This is a genomic window from Rothia sp. HMSC076D04 (assembly GCF_001814645.1).
Lineage (GTDB): Bacteria > Actinomycetota > Actinomycetes > Actinomycetales > Micrococcaceae > Rothia > Rothia mucilaginosa.
This window is the reverse complement of sequence record NZ_KV817364.1, coordinates 94,247-118,871: the sequence shown is the minus strand read 5'-3', so window position 1 is coordinate 118,871 and position 24,625 is coordinate 94,247. Positions and strand designations below refer to the sequence as shown.

Sequence of the window (24,625 nt, the reverse complement as noted above, 5' to 3'; positions counted from 1 at the left end):
GAGATCATGAGTCCCGGCGCTAAGCTCTGGCTAGCCGGGCGGCAACCCTCTCCCGTAGCGGGGTGCCCCAGATGATGATCTGGCCTCAACGGAAAGAGGCAAGTACGGCGCGAACGCGCCACCTGCACGAAGGCCACCACCGAACGCAGAAGGCAAGAAGGAGGCGGCGCGCGGGGTGCAGGGCACTAACCCGATCGTCCCCGATCATTCGCGAAAGGAAAATCGATGGCTGAGCAGAAGAAGCGCATCGTAGTTAACGCATTCGAAATGACCTGCATTGGTCACCAGAGCTTCGACCTCTGGCGTCACCCGAGTTCCCGTGCAACCGAGTACAACACCATCAAGTACTGGACGGACCTGGCTAAGACCCTTGAGCGCGGCCTGTTTGACGCCGTGTTCATCGCTGACGTTGTTGGTATCTACGACGTGTACAAGAACTCTGCCGCTCCCGCCATTGAGGGTGCCGCTCAGGTTCCCGTGAATGACCCCGCAACCCAGATTTCTGCAATGGCTGCAGTGACCGAGCACCTCGGCTTCGGCGTGACTGCTGCCGCTACTTTCGAGCAGCCCTACACCCTGGCTCGCCGCTACGCCTCCCTCGACCACCTCACTGAGGGCCGCGTCGGCTTCAACGTTGTGACCTCTTACCTGCCTTCGGCTGCTGAGAACCAGGGCCTGCCCACCCAGATCCCGCACGACGAGCGCTACGAAATCGCTGACGAGTTCCTGGACGTCTGCTACAAGCTGTGGGAAGGCTCCTGGGAAGACGGCGCAGTCATCAAGGACCGCGAGCGCGGCATCTACGCTGACCCCTCCAAGGTCCACCCGATTGGCCACAAGGGCAAGTACTTCTCCGTACCCGGCATCTCCCTGACCGAGCCGAGCCCGCAGCGCACCCCCGTGATTTTCCAGGCTGGCGCATCCAGCCGCGGCCAGCAGTTCTCCGGCAAGCACGCTGAGGCTGTGTTCATCAGCGCCCTGCGCCCGGACCTGACCCGCGTTGTGACCGACCGTATTCGCGCCGCTGCAGAGGAGCAGGGCCGTAGCCGCGACGACGTCAAGATCCTCGCAATGCTCTCCGTCATCGTGGATGAGACCGAAGAGAAGGCAAAGGCAAAGTACGAGGATTACAAGAAGTACATCAACCTCGACTCTGCACAGGCTATTGTCGGCGGCTGGTCCGGTGTTGACCTGTCCCAGTTCGACGAGGACGAGGTCCTGAACTACGTGCAGACCGAGTCGATTCAGTCCTTCCTGACCCCCTTCACCCTGCAGGCGAAGGACAAGAAGTGGACCCGCAAGGACATCGCTGAGCACACCACCCTCGGCGGTATGGGCGAGGTCATTGTTGGTGACCCGGTTCAGGTTGCTGACGAGCTGGAGCGTTGGATCGACGAGGGCGGCCTGGACGGCATCAACCTGGCGTACCACGTCTCCCCGGGTTCCTTCGAGGACTTCATCGAGTACGTTGTTCCCGAGCTGCAGAAGCGCGGCCGCTACCGCACCGAGTACGAGGGCAACACCCTGCGTGAGAACATCTTCGGTAAGGGCCACACCAAGGTTGCTGACAGCCACCCGGCTGCTAAGTACCGCGGCGCATACGTGGGCAAGCCTTCGGCTGCTGACACCCCGGCTCGCGCAATCGCTGAATAAGCGTTGCCGCTGAAGCGTACCGTGTAGGTTCGCTCAAACTTAACGATTGAAAACAAGAACGCCCGTTCTGCTGGAGGATTTGTACCCCCGGCAGGGCGGGCGTTTCTTTGCGCTGTGCTTTCTTGATGCGATACCTTCTTGACGTGGCGCGTTCTTTATACTGGGTGGCATGACTGAACTTAACCATGATGACCGCTGTCCCTGCTCGAGCGGCGAGGTGTACGGCGCCTGCTGCGGCAGGTTCCTGGGCGAGTTTGCCGCCTCCGGTACGCTGACTGCGCCTGCGCCGGAGCAGCTGATGCGCTCGCGTTTTACCGCGTTTGCGACGGGGGACGCGGCGTACCTGTTGGCGAGCTGGCATCCGAGTACTCGCCCGGCGATGCTGGATTTGGAGGATGATATCCGCTGGTACCGCCTGGATATTCTGGGCTCTTCGGGCGGCCCGTTTGATGCATCCGGTACGGTGGAGTTCGTTGCGTATTACCGCTCGGTGCCGGGCACACCTGCGGAGGAGCGGGTGAAGGGTAGCATGCATGAGCTGTCGCGCTTTGAGAAGGTGGGCGGTGCCTGGTTTTATGTGGATGGGGACGTCCGCTAACTCTAGCTCTCGCCCCCCTGTCTCGTGCAGGGTGCGAGCACATAAAGAAATGGCAGAATCATTCCGAAACCGGAATGATTCTGCCATTCTTCGTTTTCGCTAGCTTCTGTCTTTTAGAAGCTTTTCAAAGTCAATCTGAGATATCAGCCAGACCAAGCCAAGAGGCACGCTCTGCCCCAATAGCAGGAATCAAAATAGGTGATGCGTTCATGACTAAGACGCTTCCTTGAAAACAGATTCTTGAAGAATGCGCTCTGCCTCAGCGGAGCTTCGCGGATCCCCCAAATCTAGAAGATCCACCGCCACGTGCAGGGGCAGAATATGGGGCGGCTCATCGCATTCACGCAAGATGACGTTCGCTGAATCCGCGGAAGCTGGAAGCAGATTGTAGAGAAAAATAATATTCTCTAAATCCTGGCTTGAAACATATGCATCAACCATTGAGCCGTACACCTGCGAAATATCGCTACTAATGCCAGTAAGCGACAATGCGGGGTCTTCCAAAATTGCTGGAATCTCAGCGGGAGGAGCCTGCAGATGATGTACTTTCAGCCCGCGGCGGGCTCGGTATCGCTCAACAGACGCAGGTCCTTGCATCTGAATTGCTGAGGCGCGTTCTTTCGCCCTGCGGCGTTCCTCAGCAGATAGAACAGATGACTGCCCGTCACAGTAGCGAGCCAAAGCGTTGAATGCTTCAAAAGAAATAGGGCGGCCAGCATTACTGCGGTGTGCTGCGGGGATGGCGTCGACAACCCAGCGGCTCCCCAATTTACGACCTTGGAGCATTCCGCGTTCTAGGCGGGCGCGTACGCTTCGCTCTGAAACCTTAGCTTCTTGAGCATACTCTTGAACGGACATCATGGCAGAATCATACCGGAAACGGAATGATTCTGCCATGATTTTTCCTTGCACCCAGGCGCGATAAGGAACATGTAAGAGCGAATCAGATACACAAAAGGCAGGCCCTTCGGCAGCTTGAAAACTTACGTTCTCAGCTACCTCAGGAACCTGCCCTCAGCAAATATGTGCTCCGTTGGACTTAGTGGGTCCAGCCGTTAATGATGCCCATACCGAAGTAAATCACGAACACCGCGGAGACCAGGTACATCAGCCAGTGCACATCCTTGCCGCGGCCCTGCACCAGGCGAATGAAGGTGTAGGACACGAAACCGGCGCCAATACCGTTCGCAATCGAGTACGACAGCGGCATGAAAATAATGGTCAGGAACGCCGGGATGCCCAGACCCCAGTCGGTCCAGTCAATGTTCACGGCCTGGCGGATCATCAGGAAGCCGACCACAACCAGTGCGGGGGCAACCGCCTCGAAGGGAACGATGGTGACCAGGGGCGAGATGAAAATCGCCAGCAGGAACAGCACACCGGTCACAATGTTCGCGAAACCGGTGCGTGCGCCCGCACCAATACCGGTAGCGGACTCCACGAAAATCTGGTTCGCCGAACCGGACGCGCCACCACCAACAACGGAACCGAAAGCGTCCACGAGCAGGACCTTGTCGATGTCCTCAACCTTGCCGTCCTTCATGGTGCCAGCCTCGGCGGCAAGACCCACCGAAACGCCCATCGCGTCGAAGAACACGGACAGCAGAATGGTGAACACCAGCAGCGACGCAGCCAGCGGGCCGATGTGGGTGAACGCGCCGAACAGGTCAGCGGAACCGATGAGGGAGAAGTTCGGGGTGGTGAACTTCATGTCCGCCAGGGAGGGCACGTTCAGGGACCAGCCGGTTGCCGCCTCCTTCACGGAACCGGAGGGGACAACCGCCTCCAGAATCAGGGACAGCGCAGTGGAGGCAAGCACGCCCCACAGGATCGCACCCTTCACGTTACGGATGAACAGGGCGATGGTGAAGAACAGGCCGAAGAGGAAGACGAGGGTGGGCCAGCCGAGCAGGTGACCGCCCGCGCCGAGGCTCACCGGAACGGTGGTGCCAGCTGCGTCAGGCATGCGGCGGATAATGCCGGAGTCGACCAGACCGATAAAGGAAATAAAGAAGCCGATACCGACCACAATCGCGGTCTTGAGCGACTCGGGGACCGCCTCAAACACCGCGGTACGGAAGCCGGTGAGCACCAGAACGGTCATGATCAGACCGGCAAGAACGACCAGGCCCATGATGTCTGCCCAGGTCAGGTTCGGGGTGGTGGCAATGGTGGAGGCGAGCAGCGCGTTCACGCCCAGGCCAGCCGCCATGGCGAAGGGCTGCTTGGCGATAACACCCATGAGGATGGTCATCACGCCGGCAACCAGCGCGGTCACAGCCGCGACGGGTGCGATACCGAGGGTGCGTTCGGATGCGTCCTTGCCGAGGCCGATGACGAGGGGGTTCAGCACCACGATGTAGCTCATGGCGAAGAATGCGGCGAGGCCGCCGCGGAATTCTGCGGCGATGGAGGAGCCGCGTTCGGAAATCTTGAAGTAGCGGTCGAGTGCGCTGGTGGGCGCTGCCGCCTTCTGGGGTTCAGACATGTGAGGATCCGTTGATGTTGTTCGGTGTGTACTGTTGCGCCGCCGGTTTCGCGGGTGAAGCTCGCGGGTAAATCCCGGGTTGGGCGCCACGATGGTTCAACCATTGTAGGCGCCGCCGCATAGCTTGTGCCGTTGAAACGCGTTGTGTGCGGCGGTTCAGTCGGTGATGTGGTGTTTCCCCGACCCCTGCAACCAGAATTGGGTAGTTGGGGTAGAGGGAAGAATAGCGCAGGGCGGGGTACCGGCACTCCAAAGGTGCCGATACCCCGCCCTGATGGCGCCCGCTCCTCCACGTGTGGAGGGTGAGGCACCCGATGTATTTAGTGCATCCAGCCGGTAATCAGGCCGTTAGCGAAGAAGATGAGGAACACTGCGGAAACCACGTACATGAGCCAGTGAACTTCCTTGCCGCGACCCTGCACCAGGCGGATGAAGACGTAGGACAGGAAGCCTGCACCGATACCGTCCGCGATGGAGTATGCCAGCGGCATGAAGATGATGGTCATGAACGCGGGGATACCCAGACCCCAGTCGTTCCAGTCGATGTTCACTGCCTGGCGGATCATCAGGAAGCCAACGAACACCATTGCGGGTGCAACAGCTTCGAAGGGCACGATGGTGACCAGCGGGGACAGGAAGATCGCGACGAGGAACAGTGCGCCGGTGACGACGTTCGCGAAGCCGGTGCGTGCGCCCGCGCCGATACCGGTTGCGGACTCCACGAAGATCTGGCTTGCGGAGGAGGAGGTGCCACCGCCGGCTACGGAGCCGAGGGCGTCCACGAGCAGGACCTTGTCGACGTTCTCGATCTGGCCGTCCTTGATGGTGCCTGCTTCGGTTGCGAGACCGACGGAGGTGCCCATTGCGTCGAAGAACGCGGAGATGAGGATGGTGAAGATCAGCAGAACAGCAGCCATGCCACCGAGGGTGCCGAAGGCAGCGAACAGGTCAGCGGAGCCGAACAGGGAGAAGTTGGGCAGCTTGCTGGTGTTGGAGTCCCAGACGGGGACGTTCAGGGACCAGCCGGTGGGGGACTTAACCGAGCTGCCGGAGGGCACGACCTTCTCCAGGATGATGGAGAGGGCGGTGGAGGCGAGCACGCCGTAGAGGATTGCACCCTTCACGTTGCGGATGAACAGCGCAATGGTGAGGAACAGGCCGAAGAGGAAGACGAGGGTGGGCCAGCCGAGCAGGTGACCGCTGACGCCGAAGGAGACGGGCACGGTGGTGCCTGCTGCGTCGGGCATGCGGCGGATGATACCTGCGTTGACGAGGCCGATGAAGGCGATGAAGAAGCCGATACCGACGACGATTGCAACCTTGAGCGATTCGGGAACCGCGTTGAACACTGCGGTGCGGAAGCCGGTCAGCACGAGGATGGTCATCAGCACACCAGCCCAGACGACGAGGCCCATGATGGCGGGCCAGGTCAGTCCGGGGGTGGAGGCGATGGTGGTTGCCAGCAGCGCGTTCACGCCGAGGCCTGCCGCCATGGCGAAGGGCTGCTTGGCGACGACGCCCATGAGGATGGTCATGACGCCTGCGACCAGTGCGGTCATTGCTGCGACCTGCGGTACGCCGAGGGCGTTGCCGGATGCGTCCTTGCCGAGGCCGATGATGAGGGGGTTCAGCACGACGATGTAGCTCATCGCGAAGAAGGTGGCGAGGCCGCCGCGGAATTCTGCGGCGATGGTGGAGCCTCGCTCAGTGATCTTGAAGTAACGGTCCAGTGCGCCCTTGGCTTCTGCCTTGGGGCTCTGGGGAGCCGCGGTGTTCTCAGAAGACATTCGTGAAAATCCGTAGATACTCATAGTCGGGGCGGGGTTCGGGGTTCCGATCCCGCATAAAAAAGTGCCACTTCCCGGTGTGTTGGGGAGGTGACACTGTTGTACCGAAATATTCTACGGTTAAAGTTTCTCTAAGCGTTAATCCAGGAAATTCCCAGCTTTCGTTCAGAGATTTTTTGGGGGCGTAATAGCGGTAACTATCTCTCGCCTCTGCGCGAACAATGATAGTTTGTTAGGTTAGTAGACCCTAAGTTTCTGCTATATTCGAGGTGAAACATGCGTCGCCGGATGCCAGGTTCCGTGTGGTGAGCCTTTTCCGGCATAGATGAGAAGGAATCCACCGTGACTGAAACTCCCCAGGAAAACACCGCTGAGAACTACCCCGCCGCGGAATCCCTGCCGGTACGCCAGCGCGCCGTCGTAGCAACCGACCGCCCCGCCCGATACATCAAGCAGCTCGGCTCGCACATGGGCCGCAAGCTCGGCACCGCAGAACTGCCCGACGGTCTGCGCCTCACCTTCAACCGCGACGGTATTTTCCGCGGCTACGGTGACCTGCGCGAAATCGACGGTGCCCTCATCATGGAGGTGCGCGCCGAAAGTGACGAGTTGGCTGCTGGTCTGGCGGATGTGCTGGACCGCCACCTGGTCCGCTTCGGTGAGCGTGACGAACTGGTCGTGACCTTTGAGGCGGTACCCGCCTCCTAGTCCCTGCTTTCTAGTCTTCGTTACCCTGCCCCGCCCTCCTGCACCTCGGAGGGCGGGGCAGTTTTTACGCCCGCCGCGTGCGCAGGGTTCCGGAACCGACCGTGCCGCACCTCCCCGGATTAGGTGACCCCGCCCGGATTAGGTGACAGAAAATTGTCCTATTTAGTGGGCGACGACATATAAGCCCCCGAACACCCGTCAATCCCCGGTAAAATAGGCAGGAAGTGAACACTAAGCTCACCGCCTGTTCGCGCCGCACCGGGCGCCGGACGGTGAACTTCGAAAGGAAGATTTTCGTGTCTGAAGCAGCACGCCCCCTGCGCGTCGCCGTTATTGGTGCAGGTCCCGCCGGTATTTACACCGCCGACATCCTCACCAAGTCTGAAGAGGTCCGCACCGGCGCCGTCGAGGTCGCCATCGACATCTTCGACCGCTACCCCGCCCCCTTCGGCCTGATCCGCTACGGTGTGGCACCGGATCACCCCCGTATCAAGGGCATCATCACCGCGCTGCACAAGGTCTTGGACCGCGGCGACATCCGTTTCTTCGGCAACGTCGAATACGGCAAGGACCTGACCCTCGCCGACCTGCGCGAACACTACGACGCCATCATCTTCGCAACCGGCGCGATTTTTGATGCACCCCTGAACATTAAGGGCATCGACCTGGACGGCTCCTACGGCGCAGCAGACTTCGTCTCCTGGTACGACGGCCACCCCGACTACCCCCGCACCTGGCCGCTCGAAGCTGAGCAGGTTGCAGTGCTCGGTAACGGCAACGTCGCCCTGGACGTCTCCCGCATCCTCTCCAAGCATGCTGACGACCTGCTCGTCACCGAAATCCCCGACAACGTCTACCAGGGCCTGAAGGCTTCTCCCGTGACCGACGTGCACGTCTTCGGTCGCCGCGGCCCCGCACAGATGAAGTTCACCCCGCTCGAGCTGCGCGAACTCGCACACTCCCGCGACGTGGACATCGTCCTGTATGAAGAGGACTTCCAGTTCGACGCTGCTTCCGAAGAAGCAATGGAGAAGAACGCGCAGACCAAGGTCATGATGAAGACCCTGCGCGGCTGGCTGGAAGACCAGAAGACCAATGAGCAGACCGCATCCCGCCGCCTGCACCTGCACTTCCTGCAGTCCCCGCACGAGATCCTCGGCGAAGACGGCAAGGTCGTGGGCCTGCGCATTGAACGCAACAAGCTCGACGGCAACGGCGGTATCATCGGCACCGGCGAGTACGTGGACTACCCCGTACAGGCTGTCTACCGCGCGATCGGCTACTTTGGTTCCGAACTGCCCGAAATCGGTTACGACGACAAGCGCGGCGTCATCACCAACGTTGAGGGTCGCGTCGTGGACGAGAACGGCGAGGTCGTTCCCGGCCTGTACGCATCCGGTTGGATTAAGCGCGGCCCCGTCGGCCTGATCGGCTCCACCAAGTCTGATGCACTCGAGACCATCACCCACCTGCTCGAGGACCGCGAGAACCTCTACACCGCACCCGAGCCGGAGGCAGAGGCATTCAGCGCCTACCTGGACTCCAAGGGCATCAAGTACACCACCTGGGAAGGCTGGCACCGTCTGGACGACCACGAGAAGGCACTGGGCGCCGCATCCAAGGATGCAGCCGGTGAGCCTCGCGCCCGTGTGAAGGTTGTGGACCGCGACGAGATGATTAACGTCTCCCGCGGCGAGTAATCCTTACGTCTAGTACGCAGAACATAGAAATCGACCCCGTACCGTGAACCGGTGCGGGGTCGATTTTTGTCTATATATAAGGAGGTAATAAGAAGTAGGGGAGTAGCGGGGGAGGAAGCTCAAGAAGCGCTCGCCCGGAAGAGCCGTCGAAAGAGCGGTTAAAGAAACCCACCCCGCACCATGAGGTCATGCGGGGTGGGCTGGGTAGGCGCCGAAGACACTCGAGGACATACCCTCCGGCTACCCGGACGCGCAGCGAGCCCATGCAGTGACTCCACGTGCGGCGCATCCCTTAACGGGGTCTAGAAAGCTAAAGAAACACCAAGATTAGCTCTCTAAACAAGCGCATAGCCGTACGGTGTGTAGACTATGCACACTTTTTGAGGACGTCTTCAATGCCCAAAATGGCCTTGAGTACGGTTTCAGTTTCAGTACCCAGCTTCTTGCGGGCTTCACCAGAAATGACGGCCTTCACGATGTTCTTGAAGGTCTTCCACTGCTTGAAGGCGTTAACGAGTGCCTTAATAAGCTTGTAAATGGCGATGCCCAGCTGAATGACAAACTTTGCAATACTGACAACGCAGGCAATAACACCAACGGGGGAGAGAGCTGCGTGGGCGCGTCCATCAGACTTACGAACAGCGGCCTTAGCGCTTGCAATCTGACGGCCTGCGTCAGTGCCCTGGACGGTGGTCAGGTTGCCCAGTGCGCTCTCAATGCCGCTATTAACGCGGTTGGAGGATCCAGGCTTCGCATACTTCAAACGGGCAGGTACCTGCTCTAGGCGGCGCAGGATCAGCTTGAGCTGCTGGTCGGCAGTCATTGCCTTCTGCGGGTGCGCCATCTGCTGTGCCTGCGCTGCGGGTGCAGCTACACAGCCGAGAGCGATGGTTGCGGTGCCTACGCCGAGTGCACGGAATGCCATGCGGCGATTCATCGTTGCGGACACTGGATCCCCCTTTGGATCTCTATGCGGTTTATCGGTGCTGTAATGTGCGGTGACTTTACGTCTGGGGCTCCGGAAGTGGCCCCGTGCAAGGTCCGGAAGTGACCTCACGCCCTCTATAGTACGGTGCTCAAAGAGGGGGCTTCAAGCTATTTCAGGGGGTATTTTCAGCCAGCTTTCATCTCTCCTTGTCAATCGCTAGAGGTTTATCAAATCTTTATATTTCTGCGTCGTCATAATTGCGTAGATATCTGCACTGAGAGAAAAATAAGCGTCTGACAAGCCGGTTTATTGTATTCCCAAGAGTGAATATTTGCATCTACGTGCATTCTGGCCTGTAGTTGCTTTGCGCGGCACATTTTTGAGGGTTCCGGGGGTGCTGGGGTGAACCCTCTAGAGAGGTGTTGCTGTGCACTCTCTTGCAGATATTTGCGCCCAGGGTAGCGTCTTGCCTGCATGTCCTATATAAGCGCGTAGAAAGTTGTCGAAAATTTTTTGGAGATATTGTGGAGTTTTTTGGCCGCTGCGATGCGCATAAGAGGGGTGTATAAGAGATGTGAAGGTGGGTTTTTGGAATTCTTGCGGGACTGATGCCGGCATCTTCGGAACAAAATTTTGAAAGATTCTGAAGGAAATTTGTAGAAATCAGAGCAAAAAATAGGGCTTCCTCGAGGCCTCTGTAGGCGCCCAAAAGTCGCTAAAACCCCTCCAAAAGCCCCTGATATGGGGTGTTGTGAAGAAATTTTAAAATTTTTTGAAGTTTTTCTGAATCCTCATTGACAAGCTTAAATACATATGTGCCAGGCTATAAATGGTCGAAAATGGGGGTCAAAATCGGGCAAAATCGAACAAAACGGTTTGCGCGCCTCCGCAAACCTGTCATAGACTAGTGGAGGTTCGAACGACGGGATGAAGAAAACGGAACCTGTTCGATCGACTAGGCCCCCATCGTCTAGCGGCCTAGGACGCCGCCCTTTCACGGCGGTAGCACGGGTTCAAATCCCGTTGGGGGTACTTGCAAATCTCACAATTTGCAAAGCCAAGTTAGATGATATAGAATTTACTTCTGTTGATTCCAACAAGGCCCCGTAGCGCAGTTGGTTAGCGCGCCGCCCTGTCACGGCGGAGGTCGCGGGTTCAAGTCCCGTCGGGGTCGCTCTGGCCGCGTAATTTCAGATGATTATTCATCCGAAGACGCGGTCATTGCGTATCTAAAAGTAAATACGCAAGGCTCTGTAGCTCAGTTGGTAGAGCGTACGACTGAAAATCGTAAGGTCACCGGATCGACGCCGGTCGGAGCCACGAAATCCGCCTCCAGGCTTCTACAGTGGGGCGGGTTTTGTTTTTAAAAAACTTTGCGGTTGCAGATACTGAAAAACCGTCGAAAAGGCGGCATCTTGGGAATAAAACCCTCAGATGCCGCCTTTTGTATAAGAAAACAACGCCACGCTCACTCTAGAAAGCTTCCCGCAGAAAACTGACCCAAATATTTCTGCGGGCACGGCGCATGCACCGGGTTATAAAACCGGGCTGTAACACCAGGCTGTAACACCAGGCTGTAGAAAGGATTGCCGCACCCATGACCGCTCAGAATCCCAGCGCTCAGCCTCCGGAAATCTCACCCCAAATTCCGGGCTCACCCCAGATTCCCTGGGCAAAAAATGCTGCTGTCGATAGTGCTCAGGCGGGCGGAATCCGCTTCGAGAACATCACCAAAAGCTACCCGAGCCGAACCGGTGAACCCACCACGGTACTGCAGAACCTGAACCTGCATATTCCCGCCGGTCAGATTACCGTGTTCGTCGGCCCCTCCGGCTGCGGTAAAACCACTAGTCTACGCATGATTAACCGCATGGTGGAGCCCAATAGCGGAACCATCACCATTGACGGCGTGAACGTGCACGAGAAGAACCCCTACGAGTTGCGCCGCGGCATTGGCTACGTAATGCAGCAGGGCGGGCTCATGCCGCACCGCACCGTCGCGCAGAATATTGCCACCGTACCGCGCCTGCTCGGCGCCTCCCGCAAGGAGGCGCAGGCGCGCGCCCTCGAACTGCTCGAAGTAGTCGGTCTGGATCCTTCGTACGCCAAGCGCTACCCCTCCCAGCTTTCGGGCGGTCAGGTGCAGCGCGTTGGTGTGGCGCGTGCTCTCGCCGCCGATGCGCCCGTCCTGCTGATGGACGAGCCGTTCTCCGCGGTGGATCCGGTGGTGCGTACCGACCTGCAGAAAGAGCTGCTGCGCCTACAGGGTCGACTCGCCAAGACGATCGTGTTCGTCACCCACGACATTGATGAGGCGCTTCTGCTCGGCGATACAATCGCCGTCTTCGCGGAGGGCGGCCGCCTCGCACAGTTCGGTACTCCCGAAGAGATTCTCTACAGCCCCGCCGATGATTTTGTGCGTTCCTTCGTGAGCCGCTCCGTTGCCGGTCTGCTGGATGAGCAGACGGTGCGCCAGGCGCGCGCACGCCGACTTGCCGCCTCCCGAGAAGCACAGAATGGTGTGGTAGAAGGCGAGAAAAGCGAATGAGTCTTCTAGAAAATATTGTGCTCGCGGCACCACCTCTCGCCGCGCAGTCCCTAGTGGCATCACCCCTGGCGGCAAGCGATATGCACTGGGAGTGGGTCGCCACCAACAGCCAGCGCATCCTCGAGCTGACCCTCAGCCACCTCTACCAGGGCGTCGTGCCCGTCGCGATTGGCGCTCTCGTCGCGCTGCCGGTCGCCTACTACGCGAGCCGTCGCCGTGACCGCGGTTCCGAACGCCGCATCGGTGCGCGAACCCTCATGCATCTCTCCTCGCTGCTGTACACCATCCCCTCGATCGCGCTGTTCGTGCTGATGCCGCTCATTCTGGGAACCTCCATTATTTCCCCGCTGAACGTGCTCGTCGCCCTGAGCGTTTACTCCTTCTCGCTCATGGTGCGCTCCGGTGTGGATGCCTTCGACTCCGTACCCGATAGCGTGCACGAATCTGCACGCGCCCTCGGATACACGCCCCGACAGGCGCTGATGGAGCTCTACTTGCCCCTCGCTACGCCCGTCATTATGGCGGGAATCCGCGTGGCAACCGTGGCGAATATTGCGATGGTGTCCGTGGGTGCCCTCATCGGTGTGCCCTCGCTCGGCACGCTCTTCACCGACGGACTCGCGCGCAATATCCCTTCGGAAATCCTGGCTGGCGTGATCCTTAGCCTGCTGCTCGCGTTGGTCCTCGACCTGCTCCTTATCCTTCTGACGAGGGCATTTACGCCCTGGCAGGCGGCTACGGTTGCGAACCGCCGCAGTCCCGAAAGGAAGGCATAACCCGTGAACGTCATAGAACGAACCTTCGCCTACCTCATGGACGGCGCCAACTGGCAGGGAAGCGGCGGAATCCTCGTGCGCCTGCTCGAACACCTGAGCGTCACCGCCCTTGCCACCGTCTGCGCGGCACTCATCGTCGTGCCCCTCGGCCTCTGGGCAGGGCACCACCGACCCTCCGACGGCACCAACCGCGGCCGTAGCAACCTGCTCATGAGCACCGTTGCCGCCACCCGCGCGCTGCCCGCGCTCGGTCTGCTCACTATCCTGGCACTCTGGCTGGGTGTCTCGACCCTGCCCGCCCTCATCGTGCTCATTATTATTGCGGCGGCGCCTCTGCTCGCCGGAGTTCTTGAAGGCCTCGCCGCCGTACCGGAAGACCTCGTGGACGCAGCCCGCGCCCAGGGACTCACCGAATGGCAGATTCTGACCGGCCTCGAAATCCCGCTCGCCGCCAACATGATGCTCGGCGGGCTCCGCTCCGCACTCGTGCAGGTCATCGCAACCGCGACCATCGTCGCCTACCTCAGCGGCGGAACCCTCGGCAGGTACCTCTTTGATGGGCTCGCCGTGCGCGATTACCCGCGTATGCTCGTCGCAACCCTGCTCGTGGCGCTTCTCGCTTTCGCCGTGGACGCGCTCATGGGCCTCGTGCAGCGTGCGCTCACTCCCGCGGGGCTCACCATCAACCGGAAGAAGGCATGAACCCGATGATTCAGGCACCTAAAACCTTCTCTCGTCGCACTGCCCTAGCCGCCGCCGGAGCGCTCGGCATGGCGGGTATTCTCAGCGCCTGCGGGCTCAGCGGCGACAAAGTCTTCAGCGGCGAACATGAAGGAATCATTGTCGGCTCAGCGGCCTTCGCTGAATCCCAAATCCTTGCCGAAATCTACGCCGGAGCCCTCGCCCGGGCGGGATTCAACGCCCGTACCCAGCTGAGCATCGGCGCCCGCGAGGCGTACCTGGGGGCACTCGCCTCCGGTGCGGTGGACGTTATCCCGGACTACTCCGGCAACCTGCTGCTTTACCTCGACCCGAAGGCTACAGCTAGCACTGCGCAGGAGATTCTGCAGGCGCTACCCGCCGCCCTCGGCACCCTCACCACGGGTGGCTCCGGGGCTGAAATCCGCGCCCTGAACGCCTCCGAGGCGGAGGATAAGGACTCGCTTGTCGTTACCGCGCAGACCGCCCAGAAATACGGTCTGCGAAGCCTTGAAGACCTCGCCTCCCGCTGCACGAATCTGAAGCTCGGCGCCGCCCCGGAGTTCGCCGAGCGCGCCTACGGCATCCCGGGTCTGAAAGAGAAGTACGGATGCGCCCCCGCCGAGTTTGTGCCCCTCTCGGATGGTGGTGGCGCGCTGACCGTCAAGGCCCTGCTGGATGACACCGTGCAGGTGGTTGACCTCTACTCGACCACCCCCGCAATTGAGCAGAATCAGCTGGTGGTGCTGGAGGATCCGAAGAACATGATTCTGGCTCAGCAGGTGCTGCCCATTATCAATACCTCGCGAGTTCCCGACTCTGCGGCGGAGGTTCTGAACCGTGTCTCGGCGAAGCTCACCACCGCTGATTTGCGCACTCTCAATGACCGTGTTTCGGGTACCTCTAAGCAGGAGCCCGCGCAGGCGGCGGGTACCTGGCTGAACGAGCACGGCTTCTAAGATTCTGCCTGATATTCCACATAAATTCCTCTACAGGAATGGTTTAAGCAGAACCGACCTGGGAATATTCTAGAAATAGAATATTGCCAGGTCGGTTTATAGTCGTCCTTCTCCCACACGTCTCCCCACAGGTCAGGGGAGGGGCATACAGTAGCTTTTTAGCCCTCAATCAGTAGCGCCAGAGCCTCGTAGGGGCGCAGGCTCAGTGTCACCGTCTCAGCTGAATCAGATACGGCAGAATCCGCCGCAGCGGAATCGACCGCAGAATTCTTGTAATTACACACCAGCACGCGACCGGAACGAACGAATTCAGCCGGAACCTCAACCTCGGTCGGCTCACCGTAGAAGTTCGTCAGCACTAGCAGACACTGCGCCGGGCGGGTACCATCAGCAGGCAGCTCACGCAGGTACGCAAACACCCGCTCGTGATCCAGCGCGTAGGGCGCGTACGAACTCGCAGAGATGACCGGGTACTGCTTACGTAGGGCAATCAGGTTGCGGTAGTAGGGCAGAATCACGCCGTCGCGTTCCTCATCCTCCACCGAAATACCGGCACCGGTCGCCGCGTCACGCACCGGGGCGGGAGTCAGCCACGGCGACGTGGAACCAAAACCGGCAGTCGCCGGATCCGCGGCCCATTGCATCGGCACACGCGAATTATCGCGAGCCTTCGAGGCTACAATCTCCAGTGCCTGCTGCTCGCTCAGACCGCGCTCACGCAGCATCGCATAGGCGTTGTGCGCCTCCACATCCACATACTGCTCAATCGAGGAGTAGACCGGGTCAATCATGCCGATTTCCTCGCCCTGGTACACGTACGGGGTGCCGCGTAGCAGGTGAATCACGGTCGCCAGCATGGTTGCCGATTCGGCACGGTAACGCTCAACGTCACCAAAACGGTTCAGCGCGCGCGGCTGATCGTGGTTATTCCAGAACAGCGCGTTCCAGCCGCCGCCGGCCTGCATACCCAGTGCCCAATCGTTCAGGATCTGCTTCAACTTGGCAAAACGGAACGGCACCTTCGACCACTTCTCGCCGTTCTCGTAGTCCACCTTCAGGTGGTGGAAGCTGAACACCATGTCCAGCTCGTGGTTTGCCGGGTTGGAGTAGCCCACGCAGTTTTCGATGCTGGTCGAGGACATTTCGCCCACGGTCACGGTGTCATCATACTGACCGAAGGATGCGCGGTTCAGCTGCTGAATGCGGGTGTGCACAATCGGGGTGTCGGTGTATTGTGCCTTGTCCACGGTGCCTTCGGGGGCGTCGAGTAGCTCTTCACCCTTACCGATGACGTTAATGACGTCAAAGCGGAAACCGCGTACACCTTTCTCGTACCAGAAGTTCACGACCTTAAACAGTTCGTCGCGCACAGTCGGGTTGTACCAGTTCACGTCCGCCTGGGTGCGGTCGTACAGGTGCATATAGAACAGGGGCGTGCCGTGTTCATCCGTGTACTCGCCAAAGCGGGACCAGCAGGGGCCGCCGAACTTCGATTCCCAGTTGGTCGGTTCGCGCAGCTGACCATCCTCGGTGTATTTGCCGGGGCGAATGTAGAAGTAATCCCAGTACTCGCGCTCACCGGCGAGCGCACGCTGGAACCACTCGTGCTCGGTCGAAACATGATTGAGCACCATATCGAACATGACGCCCACACCGTGCTTGGCGAGGGCAGCAATCATCTCTTCGACGTCCTCCATGGTGCCCAGGTCGGGGTTGATGGCGTAGTAGTCGGAGATGTCGTAGCCGTTGTCGTTCTGCGGGGAGGCGAAGAACGGGTTGAACCACACCATGTCCACGCCCAGGGAAGCAATGTAGGGCACCTTCTCGATGACGCCGCGCAGGTCGCCGTAGGCGCCACCCGCCGAGGAGTAGAAGGACTTGGGGTACACCTGGTAGATGACGGAGGACGCGAAATCCTTGCCACCTGCCGGGGTGGTTGCAGGGCTGGTTGCCGGGGTGAGGGTGAGCGATGCGGTGGGTGCCTGTGTCATGGAAACCTTCTGAAATGTAAGCAGGGTTCAGCGTGTATAAATCAGTGTGTTGGAAACGAACCGCGCCGGTGCTGCGTGTGCTGCTACGTATGCACAGCGAGGCCCGTACGCGGCAGGCACAGCGGCCCGCCGCCTCCCGGTGCGTTCGCCGACTGAATATCGCCGCCCGGAACCTGGGCTCATTCCAGATTAGGGGGCATAATGGGGTGATGTCCCCCGTCTACCCCAAAGGGGGCAATTCTGCCGCAGATCCGGCACAACCCCCGTGGCCTCAACCCTCCCACCGATAGGCGGTTGCAGGCTCGTGCGCGTTTCGATGCATGAAACCAAAGTGACCCTGAGCTGAAGAGCGTTGGACGCCGCGCGTAAAATCAGTACTTGCATCACTACGGAAGGTAAAACAATGCCAGAACTGCGTTCACGTACTTCAACTCACGGCCGTAACATGGCTGGTGCCCGCGCCCTGTGGCGTGCCACCGGCATGGGCGATGACGACTTCGGCAAGCCCATTATTGCTATTGCGAACTCCTTCACCCAGTTCGTGCCCGGCCACGTGCACCTGAAGGACATGGGTGAACTGGTCGCCGGCGCGATTCGTGAGGCTGGCGGCGTCGCCAAGGAATTTAACACCATCGCTGTTGATGACGGCATCGCGATGGGTCACGACGGTATGCTCTACTCGCTGCCTTCCCGCGATCTGATTGCTGACTCGGTCGAGTACATGGTCAACGCGCACCGTGCCGACGCGCTGGTCTGCATCTCTAACTGTGACAAGATCACCCCCGGTATGCTTCTGGCGGCTATGCGCCTGAACATCCCCACCATCTTTGTCTCTGGCGGCCCCATGGAGTCCGGCGAGGGCATTGAGGGTATTGTTGAGCACCGCCTTGACCTGGTGGACGCCATGGTGATGGCTGTTGATGACAGCGTCAGCGACGCTGCGCTCGCCCAGATTGAGAAGAATGCGTGCCCGACCTGCGGTTCGTGCGCGGGTATGTTCACCGCGAACTCCATGAACTGCCTGAATGAGGCGATTGGCCTGGCGCTGCCCGGTAACGGCACCACCCTGGCTACTCAGGTTGCTCGTAAGGAGCTGTTCCTGGATGCTGGCCGCCGCATCGTTGAACTGTCCAAGCGCTACTACGAGCAGGATGACGAGTCGGTTCTGCCGCGCTCCATTGCGACCAAGGAGGCGTTCGAGAACGCTATGGCGCTGGATGTGGCGATGGGCGGTTCGACCAACACTGTGCTGCACACCCTGGCGATTGCTCATGAGGCGGGTGCTGACTTCACCCTGAAGGATATTGACCGTATTTCGCGTCAGGTTCCCTGCCTGGCGAAGGTTGCCCCGAACTCCACTAAGTACCACATTGAGCACGTGCACCGTGCCGGCGGTATTCCTGCCCTGCTGGGTGAGTTGAACCGTGCCGGCCTGCTGCACAAGAACGTTCATTCTGTTCACGCTGACTCGCTGGACGAGTGGCTGGACGAGTGGGATATCCGCAGCGGCAAGGCGAGCGAGAAGGCGAAGGAACTGTTCCTCGCTGCTCCCGGCGGCGTGCGCACCACTCAGGCGTTCTCCACCGCGAACAAGTACGAATCCCACGAGACCGACGCCGAGAACGGTTGCATCCGCGCCGTGGAGCACGCGTACACCAAGGACGGCGGTCTGGCGGTCCTGTACGGCAACATTGCCCAGAACGGCGCGATCATCAAGTCTGCTGGTATTGATGAGGAGCTGTTCCACTTCAAGGGCCGCGCCTTCGTGGTCGAGTCGCAGGACGAGGCTGTGCACGAGATTCTGTCGAAGAACGTGAAGGAAGGCGACATTGTTGTCATCCAGTACGAGGGTCCGAAGGGTGGCCCCGGCATGCAGGAAATGCTGTACCCGACCTCCTACCTGAAGGGTCTGGGCCTTGGCAAGAAGTGTGCGCTGATTACTGACGGTCGTTTCTCCGGTGGTACCTCGGGTATTTCTATCGGTCACGTCTCCCCGGAGGCGGCTGCTGGCGGCGCGATCGGCCTGGTGCAGACCGGTGACGAGATTGAGATTGACGTGAACAACCGCATCCTGCGTGTGAACGTTTCGGATGAGGAGCTTGCTGCTCGCCGCGAGGCGAAGGGCGCTGCACCGTGGCGTCCGACCAAGCCGCGTGAGCGTCAGGTATCGAACGCCCTGAAGGTGTACGGCATGCTGGCTGCTTCGGCTGATAAGGGCGGCGTGCGCATCCTGCCCGAGGACGCATAAGCCCCTCACGTATCGTGTGAGAATTTAATATCTTGCCCTGATGGGCTGGCGCCCCGTTCCGCGGTTTTTCTGCGGGCGGGGCGCTGTTCTTTGTTCGCGTATTTGTTTACCGTCGTGGGATACCCGGTGCGGCGTATTGCCTTGTCAGTTGCGGTGCAGTAGGGTGTAAGAAGGTATTTAGGTACCCGATTCACCGACTCAGCACAACCACTCAAACACAACGCAATTCGCAACCCTCACAAGGACGTATTCATGGTTACCCTGCCCGCACGCGCACAGCGTGCTTTTACTCGTCGTGCCCTGACGGCTCTTGCCTGTATCGGTGCGCTCGCTTTGAGCTCTTGCTCTGCTCAGCCGCAGGCTGATGATTCTGAAACCGCCCCGATGATGGTGGCGACTTCTTCTGCGCCCGTTGATGCAAAGACCCTGTTCACCGCGGCGGATGGCTCCTGGAAGCCGAATACTGTGCAGATCTCTGCCGGCCTGGATTCCCCGGTAACGTACGACTCGGTAGCGACCCCCACGGATGAGCCGAGCACGGACGCCGAGTACGAGGCGGCATACGCCTCGGCGAGTGGCTCTGCGAACACTATTGATGCGGGCACCCGCTGCGGTGTGACAAGCCTGCTGGGTGGTTCCGCCGGTATTTACGTGTATGACGGTTCGGATTGTGCCAAGGCTCAGGAGGCGGTGCGCCTCTTCAACAGCCGCAAGAACCAGGACGGCGCGGCGAGTGTTGAGTGGTACCAGTGCGCTACGAAGGTGCAGGGCCGCGACTACATTACGGGTGCCTGCTTCACGCAGGGTGGTAGCGTTGAGAAGCCGCGCCTGGCGCTGATTCCGGCACAGACCCGCATGCTGTCGGGTACGCTGACTTTCGCTGAAGCGTACGGTGGCGGCACTTTCGGTCAGGGTGATTCTGCGAAGACTGTTGAGGCGCTGCGTTTCACCAGCCCGGACTCTAAGGTCGCGTGTTCGGTGACCCCGTCAGGTGTGGACTGCCAGGCGCTGGTGGGCGTGACCCTGGAGGGCTGGGATGCCGCATCCGGTAAGGCGCAGCAGCGCGTGCACATGGTGCAGGGCCAGGCGCCCGAGGTGAGCCTGGTCGGTCAGACCGCCACCCCGGAGCCGGTGAATACCGAGGGTATTACTGCACTGCCGACCGGTCAGGTGGTGACCGCGTATGGTTACACCTGCAAGTCGGTGAATAGCGGTAAGGTGCATTGCGTGAGCGCGACGAATGGTTTCACGCTTGATTCGGTGGAGGTCGGTTTGGAACGCCGCTAGACCGAGCATAAAGGCGCGCCGCGAGTAGCTGCGCTCGTCTCCAAGGGTGATATACGAAGGTGCCCGGCGCCCCTCACAGAGGGGGTGCCGGGCACCTTCGGTATTTAACGTCGCTTAGCGGAAGTTGACGATGCGAACGTCCAGCTCGGAGGAGAGCAGCGGCTCCCATGCGGCAACAGCCTTCTGGAAGTGCTCGGCGCCCATGTGCTTTTCGAGTAGTTCCTGGGATTCCCATCGCTCGATGAATGCGAAGTCGGTGTCGGAGACGGCACCGAAGTCGTAGCTGACGTTGCCTTCGTCCTGGCGGCTTGCGGTCACGAGCGGTTCGATGGTCTTGAGGAATTCTTCGACGTGCTCGGGCTTGACGGATACTCCGGCGTAAACACCAATCATGGGGCTCTCCTTATGGGGTGGGCGGCGTGAGGCCGCGTTGTATATGACTCTTTTACCGTACACCTTCACCCCCGGTTCGGGGAGGCAATGGTCGTGGTTTTCTTGCGCTGTGGCGGCGGGTGAGAGGATTTTCGGCTGGCCCATTCGCTAACTGTAAAAAAGGTGTTTTATATTTGCGTGCCCCTTTCTTTTCGACCTATAAAAGAACGAGGACGATACACCGCATGAATGGAAGGAGAAGCGGTATGGCACACATGGGGGGTGACACTCATGGGATTTTCACCGGCGCATATCAAACGATGCACCCTGACTTGGGAGGCTCCCGACTATAGCGCCTCGTACCCTGCCGGGTACACGAATCAGGGCGTTGCTGTGATTGCGGTGGCTCAGGAGCATCGTACGGCGCAGGGTTTTTGCTATTCGGCGTTGTCGACGGTGGTTTTTATTTCTAAGCAGGACGGCACCCGCACGGTGGTGAATGAGGAGCTGATGCTTTTCACTCACGTTCATTCCCTGATGGAGTGCTGTGATGAGGTGCATCCGCGTCTGCTGGGTCGTGCCGTGCTTTCTGCGTGGGATGTGGTTCCTGAGCAGTACCGTCAGAACCTGGTGACGATTGCTGCTGACCGTAAGAATCTGAAGCATCTTTTCCGTGATTGCGACCAGTTGAAGGGGATTATGGAGTACCGCGCCTTTGAGAAGGTGCTGGACCCGTACGATAACCATTCTTTGGGTGAAGTGCATGTGAAGCTTGCTGGCACGCCCGCGTATGAGCGGATGCAGGCTGAGGTGTGTGCGGCACGTACCGCTGTGGATGAGATGGTGGAGGAGGCACTGACCCCTCGTCCGCTGGATCAGCTGCAGGACTATAGCGTTTTCACGGATTGTTCGTTCCGTTCGACTCACAATAAGAAGTATCAGCGTGGCGGCCGTATGGGTATCGCCGGCGTGAGTGAGGACGGCTTCTATTTTCATGCCCACTATGATGGCGTGAACATTATGACCGGTGAGCTGTCTGCAATGTTGGCGGCTTATACGGTGTTCCATAGCGGTTCGCGCCGCCTGATTATTCATACGGATTCTTTGGGTGCGTTGACGTTTGTGTTGCGTTTGGCGCATAGCCGTTGGGCTTTTGAGGCGTGGGTTTCTGAGGGTATTCAGGATGAGCGTGTGGTGTCTCAGATGCGTGCTTTGACGGAGGCTATCCGCGAGAAGCGTGTGCTGGTGAAGCATGTTCCGGGCCATACGGGCCACGGTTTGCAGGAGAGTAGCGACTCTGTGTCGAAGATGCATCGCCATTTTCCGGGGCAGATTGTGGATAAGCGTCATCAGAGCGAGTTTAATCAGCGTTGCGAGTCGATTATTACTGCTTTGTCGGGGTGTGCGAAGGCTGTTCGCCTGCTTGCGCCGGAGTGGTTGCAGATTAAACCTTCTTCAATCCACACGGGAAACCGTTTATGGCGCTAAACTAGTCCAGGGTAGAAATGAACGCGCGATACATTCGCTGCATACGAAGGTATGCGATGTCGGAGGTGTCGCGTGTTTCTTTTTGCCCTTTTGCCTTCTCCGCATGCGCTTTTACGAGGCTCACCTGTAGCGCTGCTCTAGCTTGTAGCCCCGCGCATCCTGCAATGGTGCGTGGGAAAAGAATGCGGGGGAAACGAAAGCTCCCCCTGAGCGTCGAATCAATCGAACTCAGGGGGGGGGAGCTTTTAGGTTATTTACCAGCGTGGGTGAACATAATCTTCACAATCGCAAGAACAATAACGGCGAGGGTGAGCCACACGGCGCTTCGGACAGTACGCCAGCAGATTGGCTCGCCGCGGTAGCGAGCAATCGCGAAGTTGAGGGTAAAAATACGCCACACCACGGTCACAAGACAGAGAATAATAGTGCAGTCAAAAATGATGTCGTAGGTGCCGCCGGGCGGTAGGAATGTCGCCAGAATCAGGAGCGCCACGGGGTACACGGTCGTACCCAGAATAGGGCTCGCGTTGCCCAGCGCGTGCTTGACGAAATCTCGCGGCGGGGTGCCGCCGTGCAGCACCCGGTACTCCTGCATTTCTGAGATGACGTGGGCAATGTAGGTGGTCAGACCGGTACCCGTAATGTAGAGGATTGCGGTGCCGTCAAAGATCGCGTTCGCGTCGTGAATGCTCAGCAGAGCCGCCAGCACCAAGAAATTACCGTAGGTGTACGCAGAGATACGGTGAGCAACGTCGTGCGCATCGAGTTCAGCGAATTTACGGCGTGCTTTACGGAATAGAAGGGGCATTCGATAGTCCTTTGGCGGGTGCGGGGATGAAAACTCAGACCCCCGAGTGTGTGACAAATAGCTTAGAGGAGCGATGACCACAGTCGGCAGAGGTTCTCCACCATCTTGATGCGGCGCGGGCGCTCCGCCCACTGGGTGTACAGCAGCTCGGTGCAGACCTGCTCGTATTCGGCGCATACTTCATCCAGCATCGCGACCATGCCGCGGTCAATGACGAACGTTGACACTTCCATGTTCAGTGAGAAGGAACGCGGGTCCATATTGGACGAGCCAATGAACGTAATTTCGTCGTCGACCATCATGAACTTGGAGTGCAACACGGTCGGGCTGGGGTACTGCAGAATACGCACACCCGCCTGCAGCAGCTGCTCGTAGTAGGAACGCTGCGCCATGTTCGGCAGGAACTGGTCGCCCTTCTCGCACACAATCACGGTGGTTTCAATACCGGAGTAGGCGGCGTTCGTGAGTGCCTGCAGTAGGGTCTCTTCGGGCACGAAGTAGGGCGAGCAGATGGTAATACGCCGCTCGGCGTTGTAGATCAGGTAGTTAATGAGGCGCAGGTTGTTTTCGGTTTCAAAACCGGGGCCGGAGGGCACAACCTGGGCGCGCATCCCATCCTTGTAGTAGGGGATATTGGTGTTAATTTCTGCCAGGATCAGCTGGTTCGTTTCGGAGTACCAGTCGGAGACGAAAACGGCGTTGAGCTCTTCAACGATGGGGCCGGTGCAGGAGAAGGTCAGGTCCTTCCACTCCAAGCCCTTCTTAATGTTTTCGGGCATGTCGTAGGAGCGGTGAATAGCGTTCTGCGAACCGGAGAACGCGACGCGTCCGTCCACGACGAGGACCTTGCGGTGGTTACGCAGGTCGGGTCGCTGCCACTTGAGTTTCCACGGTTTGAGCGGCAGCATGAGGCGCCACTGCATACCCGAGTCGTTGAGCATTTTCACGAGTTTCTTATAGGACGGGTATTTGCAGGAGCCGATGTGGTCGAGGAGTACGCGCACCTGTACACCGCGTTCGTGGGCTGCGAAGAGGGCGTCCCAGAGGACTGCGCTCGCCTCGTCGTAGGCGGTGATGTAGAACTCGAAGTGCACGTATTTGGTGGCGCGGTCGACTTCTTCCGCCATGGCGACCATTGCCTCGTGGTTGTCGGTGTGGAGGGTGAATTGGTTGCCGCCGACCAGGGGGAGTGAGCCCAGGGTGTAGTTGAGCTGGCTGGCTGCCTTTGCGGGGTCGGAGAGGTCGTCGGTGCGGGTGAGGAAGGGCTTGTTCTCGCTGACTTCGCGGATCAAGTCGTTCATGGCGTGTTGGCGTGCGCGGCGGTAGGCGGGCAGGCGCGAGGAGCCGAAGACGAGGAATGCGATGAACCCTACGAAGGGGATGAAGAAGATGGCCATGAGCCAGCCCAGGGCAACCACGGGTTTGCGGTTGTAGGGGAGCCAACAGAGGGCTGCGAGTCGGATGAGGATATCGGCTATGCCGAGTGCGAGGCGTAGCCAGTCGGGCAGGAAGTCGAGGTAGGCGGGGGCAAACAAGTTCATCCCTCTATTATGCCGGTATTTCGTGTGGGGCGGGGGGGGGGGGGGG

General features: G+C 59.4%; 19 protein-coding genes, 3 tRNA genes and 1 riboswitch. Of the genes, 14 read left to right on the top strand and 8 right to left on the bottom strand.

The genetic code is table 11. The features are described from left to right. The first annotated feature begins 2 nt into the window (after positions 1-2). A riboswitch (SAM riboswitch) is annotated at positions 3-111 on the top strand. A 114-nt stretch (positions 112-225) separates the two neighbouring features. Continuing rightward, positions 226-1,653, top strand: a complete 1,428-nt coding sequence (locus HMPREF2980_RS02170) for an LLM class flavin-dependent oxidoreductase (protein WP_070689966.1) — start codon at positions 226-228, stop codon at positions 1,651-1,653. A gap of 169 nt (positions 1,654-1,822) precedes the next feature. Continuing rightward, positions 1,823-2,251, top strand: coding sequence for a YchJ family protein (locus tag HMPREF2980_RS02165; RefSeq protein WP_049354437.1), 429 nt, complete (start codon positions 1,823-1,825; stop codon positions 2,249-2,251). A 213-nt stretch (positions 2,252-2,464) separates the two neighbouring features. Here HMPREF2980_RS02165 and HMPREF2980_RS02160 read toward each other — a convergent pair whose 3' ends face one another. From HMPREF2980_RS02160 to HMPREF2980_RS02150, 3 genes are all read right to left on the bottom strand, one after another. Continuing rightward, entirely contained in the window at positions 2,465-3,148 is a 684-nt protein-coding gene (locus HMPREF2980_RS02160; protein ID WP_049340223.1) for a hypothetical protein, read from the bottom strand. Positions 3,149-3,290: 142 nt separating this feature from the next. Next, positions 3,291-4,739: an NCS2 family permease gene (locus tag HMPREF2980_RS02155; protein WP_070689965.1), complete on the bottom strand. Its 1,449-nt coding sequence runs from the start codon at positions 4,737-4,739 to the stop codon at positions 3,291-3,293. Positions 4,740-5,059: 320 nt separating this feature from the next. Beyond that, entirely contained in the window at positions 5,060-6,526 is a 1,467-nt protein-coding gene (locus HMPREF2980_RS02150; RefSeq protein ID WP_049327386.1) for an NCS2 family permease, read from the bottom strand. Positions 6,527-6,868: 342 nt separating this feature from the next. On the opposite strand from HMPREF2980_RS02150, the gene HMPREF2980_RS02145 reads away from it, so the two are divergent. After that, the gene (locus HMPREF2980_RS02145; protein WP_049340230.1) at positions 6,869-7,234 is read left to right on the top strand and encodes a DUF2218 domain-containing protein; all 366 of its coding nucleotides are present in this window, start codon (positions 6,869-6,871) and stop codon (positions 7,232-7,234) included. A 296-nt stretch (positions 7,235-7,530) separates the two neighbouring features. Then, positions 7,531-8,934: an FAD-dependent oxidoreductase gene (locus tag HMPREF2980_RS02140; RefSeq protein ID WP_049340232.1), complete on the top strand. Its 1,404-nt coding sequence runs from the start codon at positions 7,531-7,533 to the stop codon at positions 8,932-8,934. Between the two features lie 367 nt (positions 8,935-9,301). Here HMPREF2980_RS02140 and HMPREF2980_RS02135 read toward each other — a convergent pair whose 3' ends face one another. Further along, the gene (locus HMPREF2980_RS02135; protein WP_049358906.1) at positions 9,302-9,883 is read right to left on the bottom strand and encodes a hypothetical protein; all 582 of its coding nucleotides are present in this window, start codon (positions 9,881-9,883) and stop codon (positions 9,302-9,304) included. A 938-nt stretch (positions 9,884-10,821) separates the two neighbouring features. On the opposite strand from HMPREF2980_RS02135, the gene HMPREF2980_RS02130 reads away from it, so the two are divergent. The 7 genes from HMPREF2980_RS02130 to HMPREF2980_RS02100 all read left to right on the top strand — a co-directional run bounded on the left by HMPREF2980_RS02130 (position 10,822) and on the right by HMPREF2980_RS02100 (position 14,844). Beyond that, positions 10,822-10,894 (top strand) — tRNA-Glu (locus HMPREF2980_RS02130). 68 nt (positions 10,895-10,962) lie between these two features. Beyond that, positions 10,963-11,036 (top strand) — tRNA-Asp (locus tag HMPREF2980_RS02125). A 73-nt stretch (positions 11,037-11,109) separates the two neighbouring features. Further along, positions 11,110-11,182, top strand: a tRNA-Phe gene (locus HMPREF2980_RS02120). A gap of 277 nt (positions 11,183-11,459) precedes the next feature. After that, positions 11,460-12,410: an ABC transporter ATP-binding protein gene (locus HMPREF2980_RS02115; RefSeq protein ID WP_070605091.1), complete on the top strand. Its 951-nt coding sequence runs from the start codon at positions 11,460-11,462 to the stop codon at positions 12,408-12,410. After that, entirely contained in the window at positions 12,407-13,186 is a 780-nt protein-coding gene (locus HMPREF2980_RS02110) for an ABC transporter permease (RefSeq protein WP_070688086.1), read from the top strand. Before HMPREF2980_RS02115 ends, HMPREF2980_RS02110 begins: the two co-directional genes overlap by 4 nt. Positions 13,187-13,189: 3 nt before the next feature. After that, the gene (locus tag HMPREF2980_RS02105; RefSeq protein WP_070689963.1) at positions 13,190-13,888 is read left to right on the top strand and encodes an ABC transporter permease; all 699 of its coding nucleotides are present in this window, start codon (positions 13,190-13,192) and stop codon (positions 13,886-13,888) included. Positions 13,889-13,893: 5 nt separating this feature from the next. After that, positions 13,894-14,844: an ABC transporter substrate-binding protein gene (locus tag HMPREF2980_RS02100; protein ID WP_070634579.1), complete on the top strand. Its 951-nt coding sequence runs from the start codon at positions 13,894-13,896 to the stop codon at positions 14,842-14,844. Between the two features lie 158 nt (positions 14,845-15,002). On the opposite strand, the gene HMPREF2980_RS02095 is transcribed toward HMPREF2980_RS02100, so the two are convergent. Beyond that, on the bottom strand, positions 15,003-16,835 hold the full coding sequence (locus tag HMPREF2980_RS02095; RefSeq protein WP_070634561.1) for an alpha,alpha-phosphotrehalase: 1,833 nt from the start codon (positions 16,833-16,835) through the stop codon (positions 15,003-15,005). A gap of 403 nt (positions 16,836-17,238) precedes the next feature. Here HMPREF2980_RS02095 and ilvD point away from each other — a divergent pair, with 403 nt between their 5' ends. Beyond that, on the top strand, positions 17,239-19,083 hold the full coding sequence (gene ilvD, locus HMPREF2980_RS02090) for a dihydroxy-acid dehydratase (protein WP_070593568.1): 1,845 nt from the start codon (positions 17,239-17,241) through the stop codon (positions 19,081-19,083). Positions 19,084-19,335: 252 nt separating this feature from the next. Next, positions 19,336-20,370 carry a hypothetical protein gene (locus HMPREF2980_RS02085; RefSeq protein WP_049338253.1) on the top strand — a complete coding sequence of 345 codons (1,035 nt, stop codon included), beginning with the start codon at positions 19,336-19,338 and terminating at the stop codon, positions 20,368-20,370. A gap of 114 nt (positions 20,371-20,484) precedes the next feature. Here the strand turns inward: HMPREF2980_RS02085 and HMPREF2980_RS02080 are convergent, their stop codons facing one another. Next, positions 20,485-20,763 carry a putative quinol monooxygenase gene (locus HMPREF2980_RS02080; protein ID WP_049338252.1) on the bottom strand — a complete coding sequence of 93 codons (279 nt, stop codon included), beginning with the start codon at positions 20,761-20,763 and terminating at the stop codon, positions 20,485-20,487. 270 nt (positions 20,764-21,033) lie between these two features. Here HMPREF2980_RS02080 and HMPREF2980_RS02075 point away from each other — a divergent pair, with 270 nt between their 5' ends. Continuing rightward, the gene (locus HMPREF2980_RS02075) at positions 21,034-22,230 is read left to right on the top strand and encodes an RNase H family protein (protein WP_049346605.1); all 1,197 of its coding nucleotides are present in this window, start codon (positions 21,034-21,036) and stop codon (positions 22,228-22,230) included. Between the two features lie 250 nt (positions 22,231-22,480). On the opposite strand, the gene HMPREF2980_RS02070 is transcribed toward HMPREF2980_RS02075, so the two are convergent. Together HMPREF2980_RS02070 and cls are read right to left on the bottom strand one after the other, a co-directional pair. Next, a complete protein-coding gene (locus tag HMPREF2980_RS02070; protein ID WP_005507226.1) occupies positions 22,481-23,038 on the bottom strand; it encodes a hypothetical protein in 558 nt (185 codons plus the stop codon). A gap of 62 nt (positions 23,039-23,100) precedes the next feature. Next, the gene (cls, locus tag HMPREF2980_RS02065) at positions 23,101-24,579 is read right to left on the bottom strand and encodes a cardiolipin synthase (RefSeq protein WP_070634556.1); all 1,479 of its coding nucleotides are present in this window, start codon (positions 24,577-24,579) and stop codon (positions 23,101-23,103) included. Between the last annotated feature and the right edge of the window lie 46 nt (positions 24,580-24,625).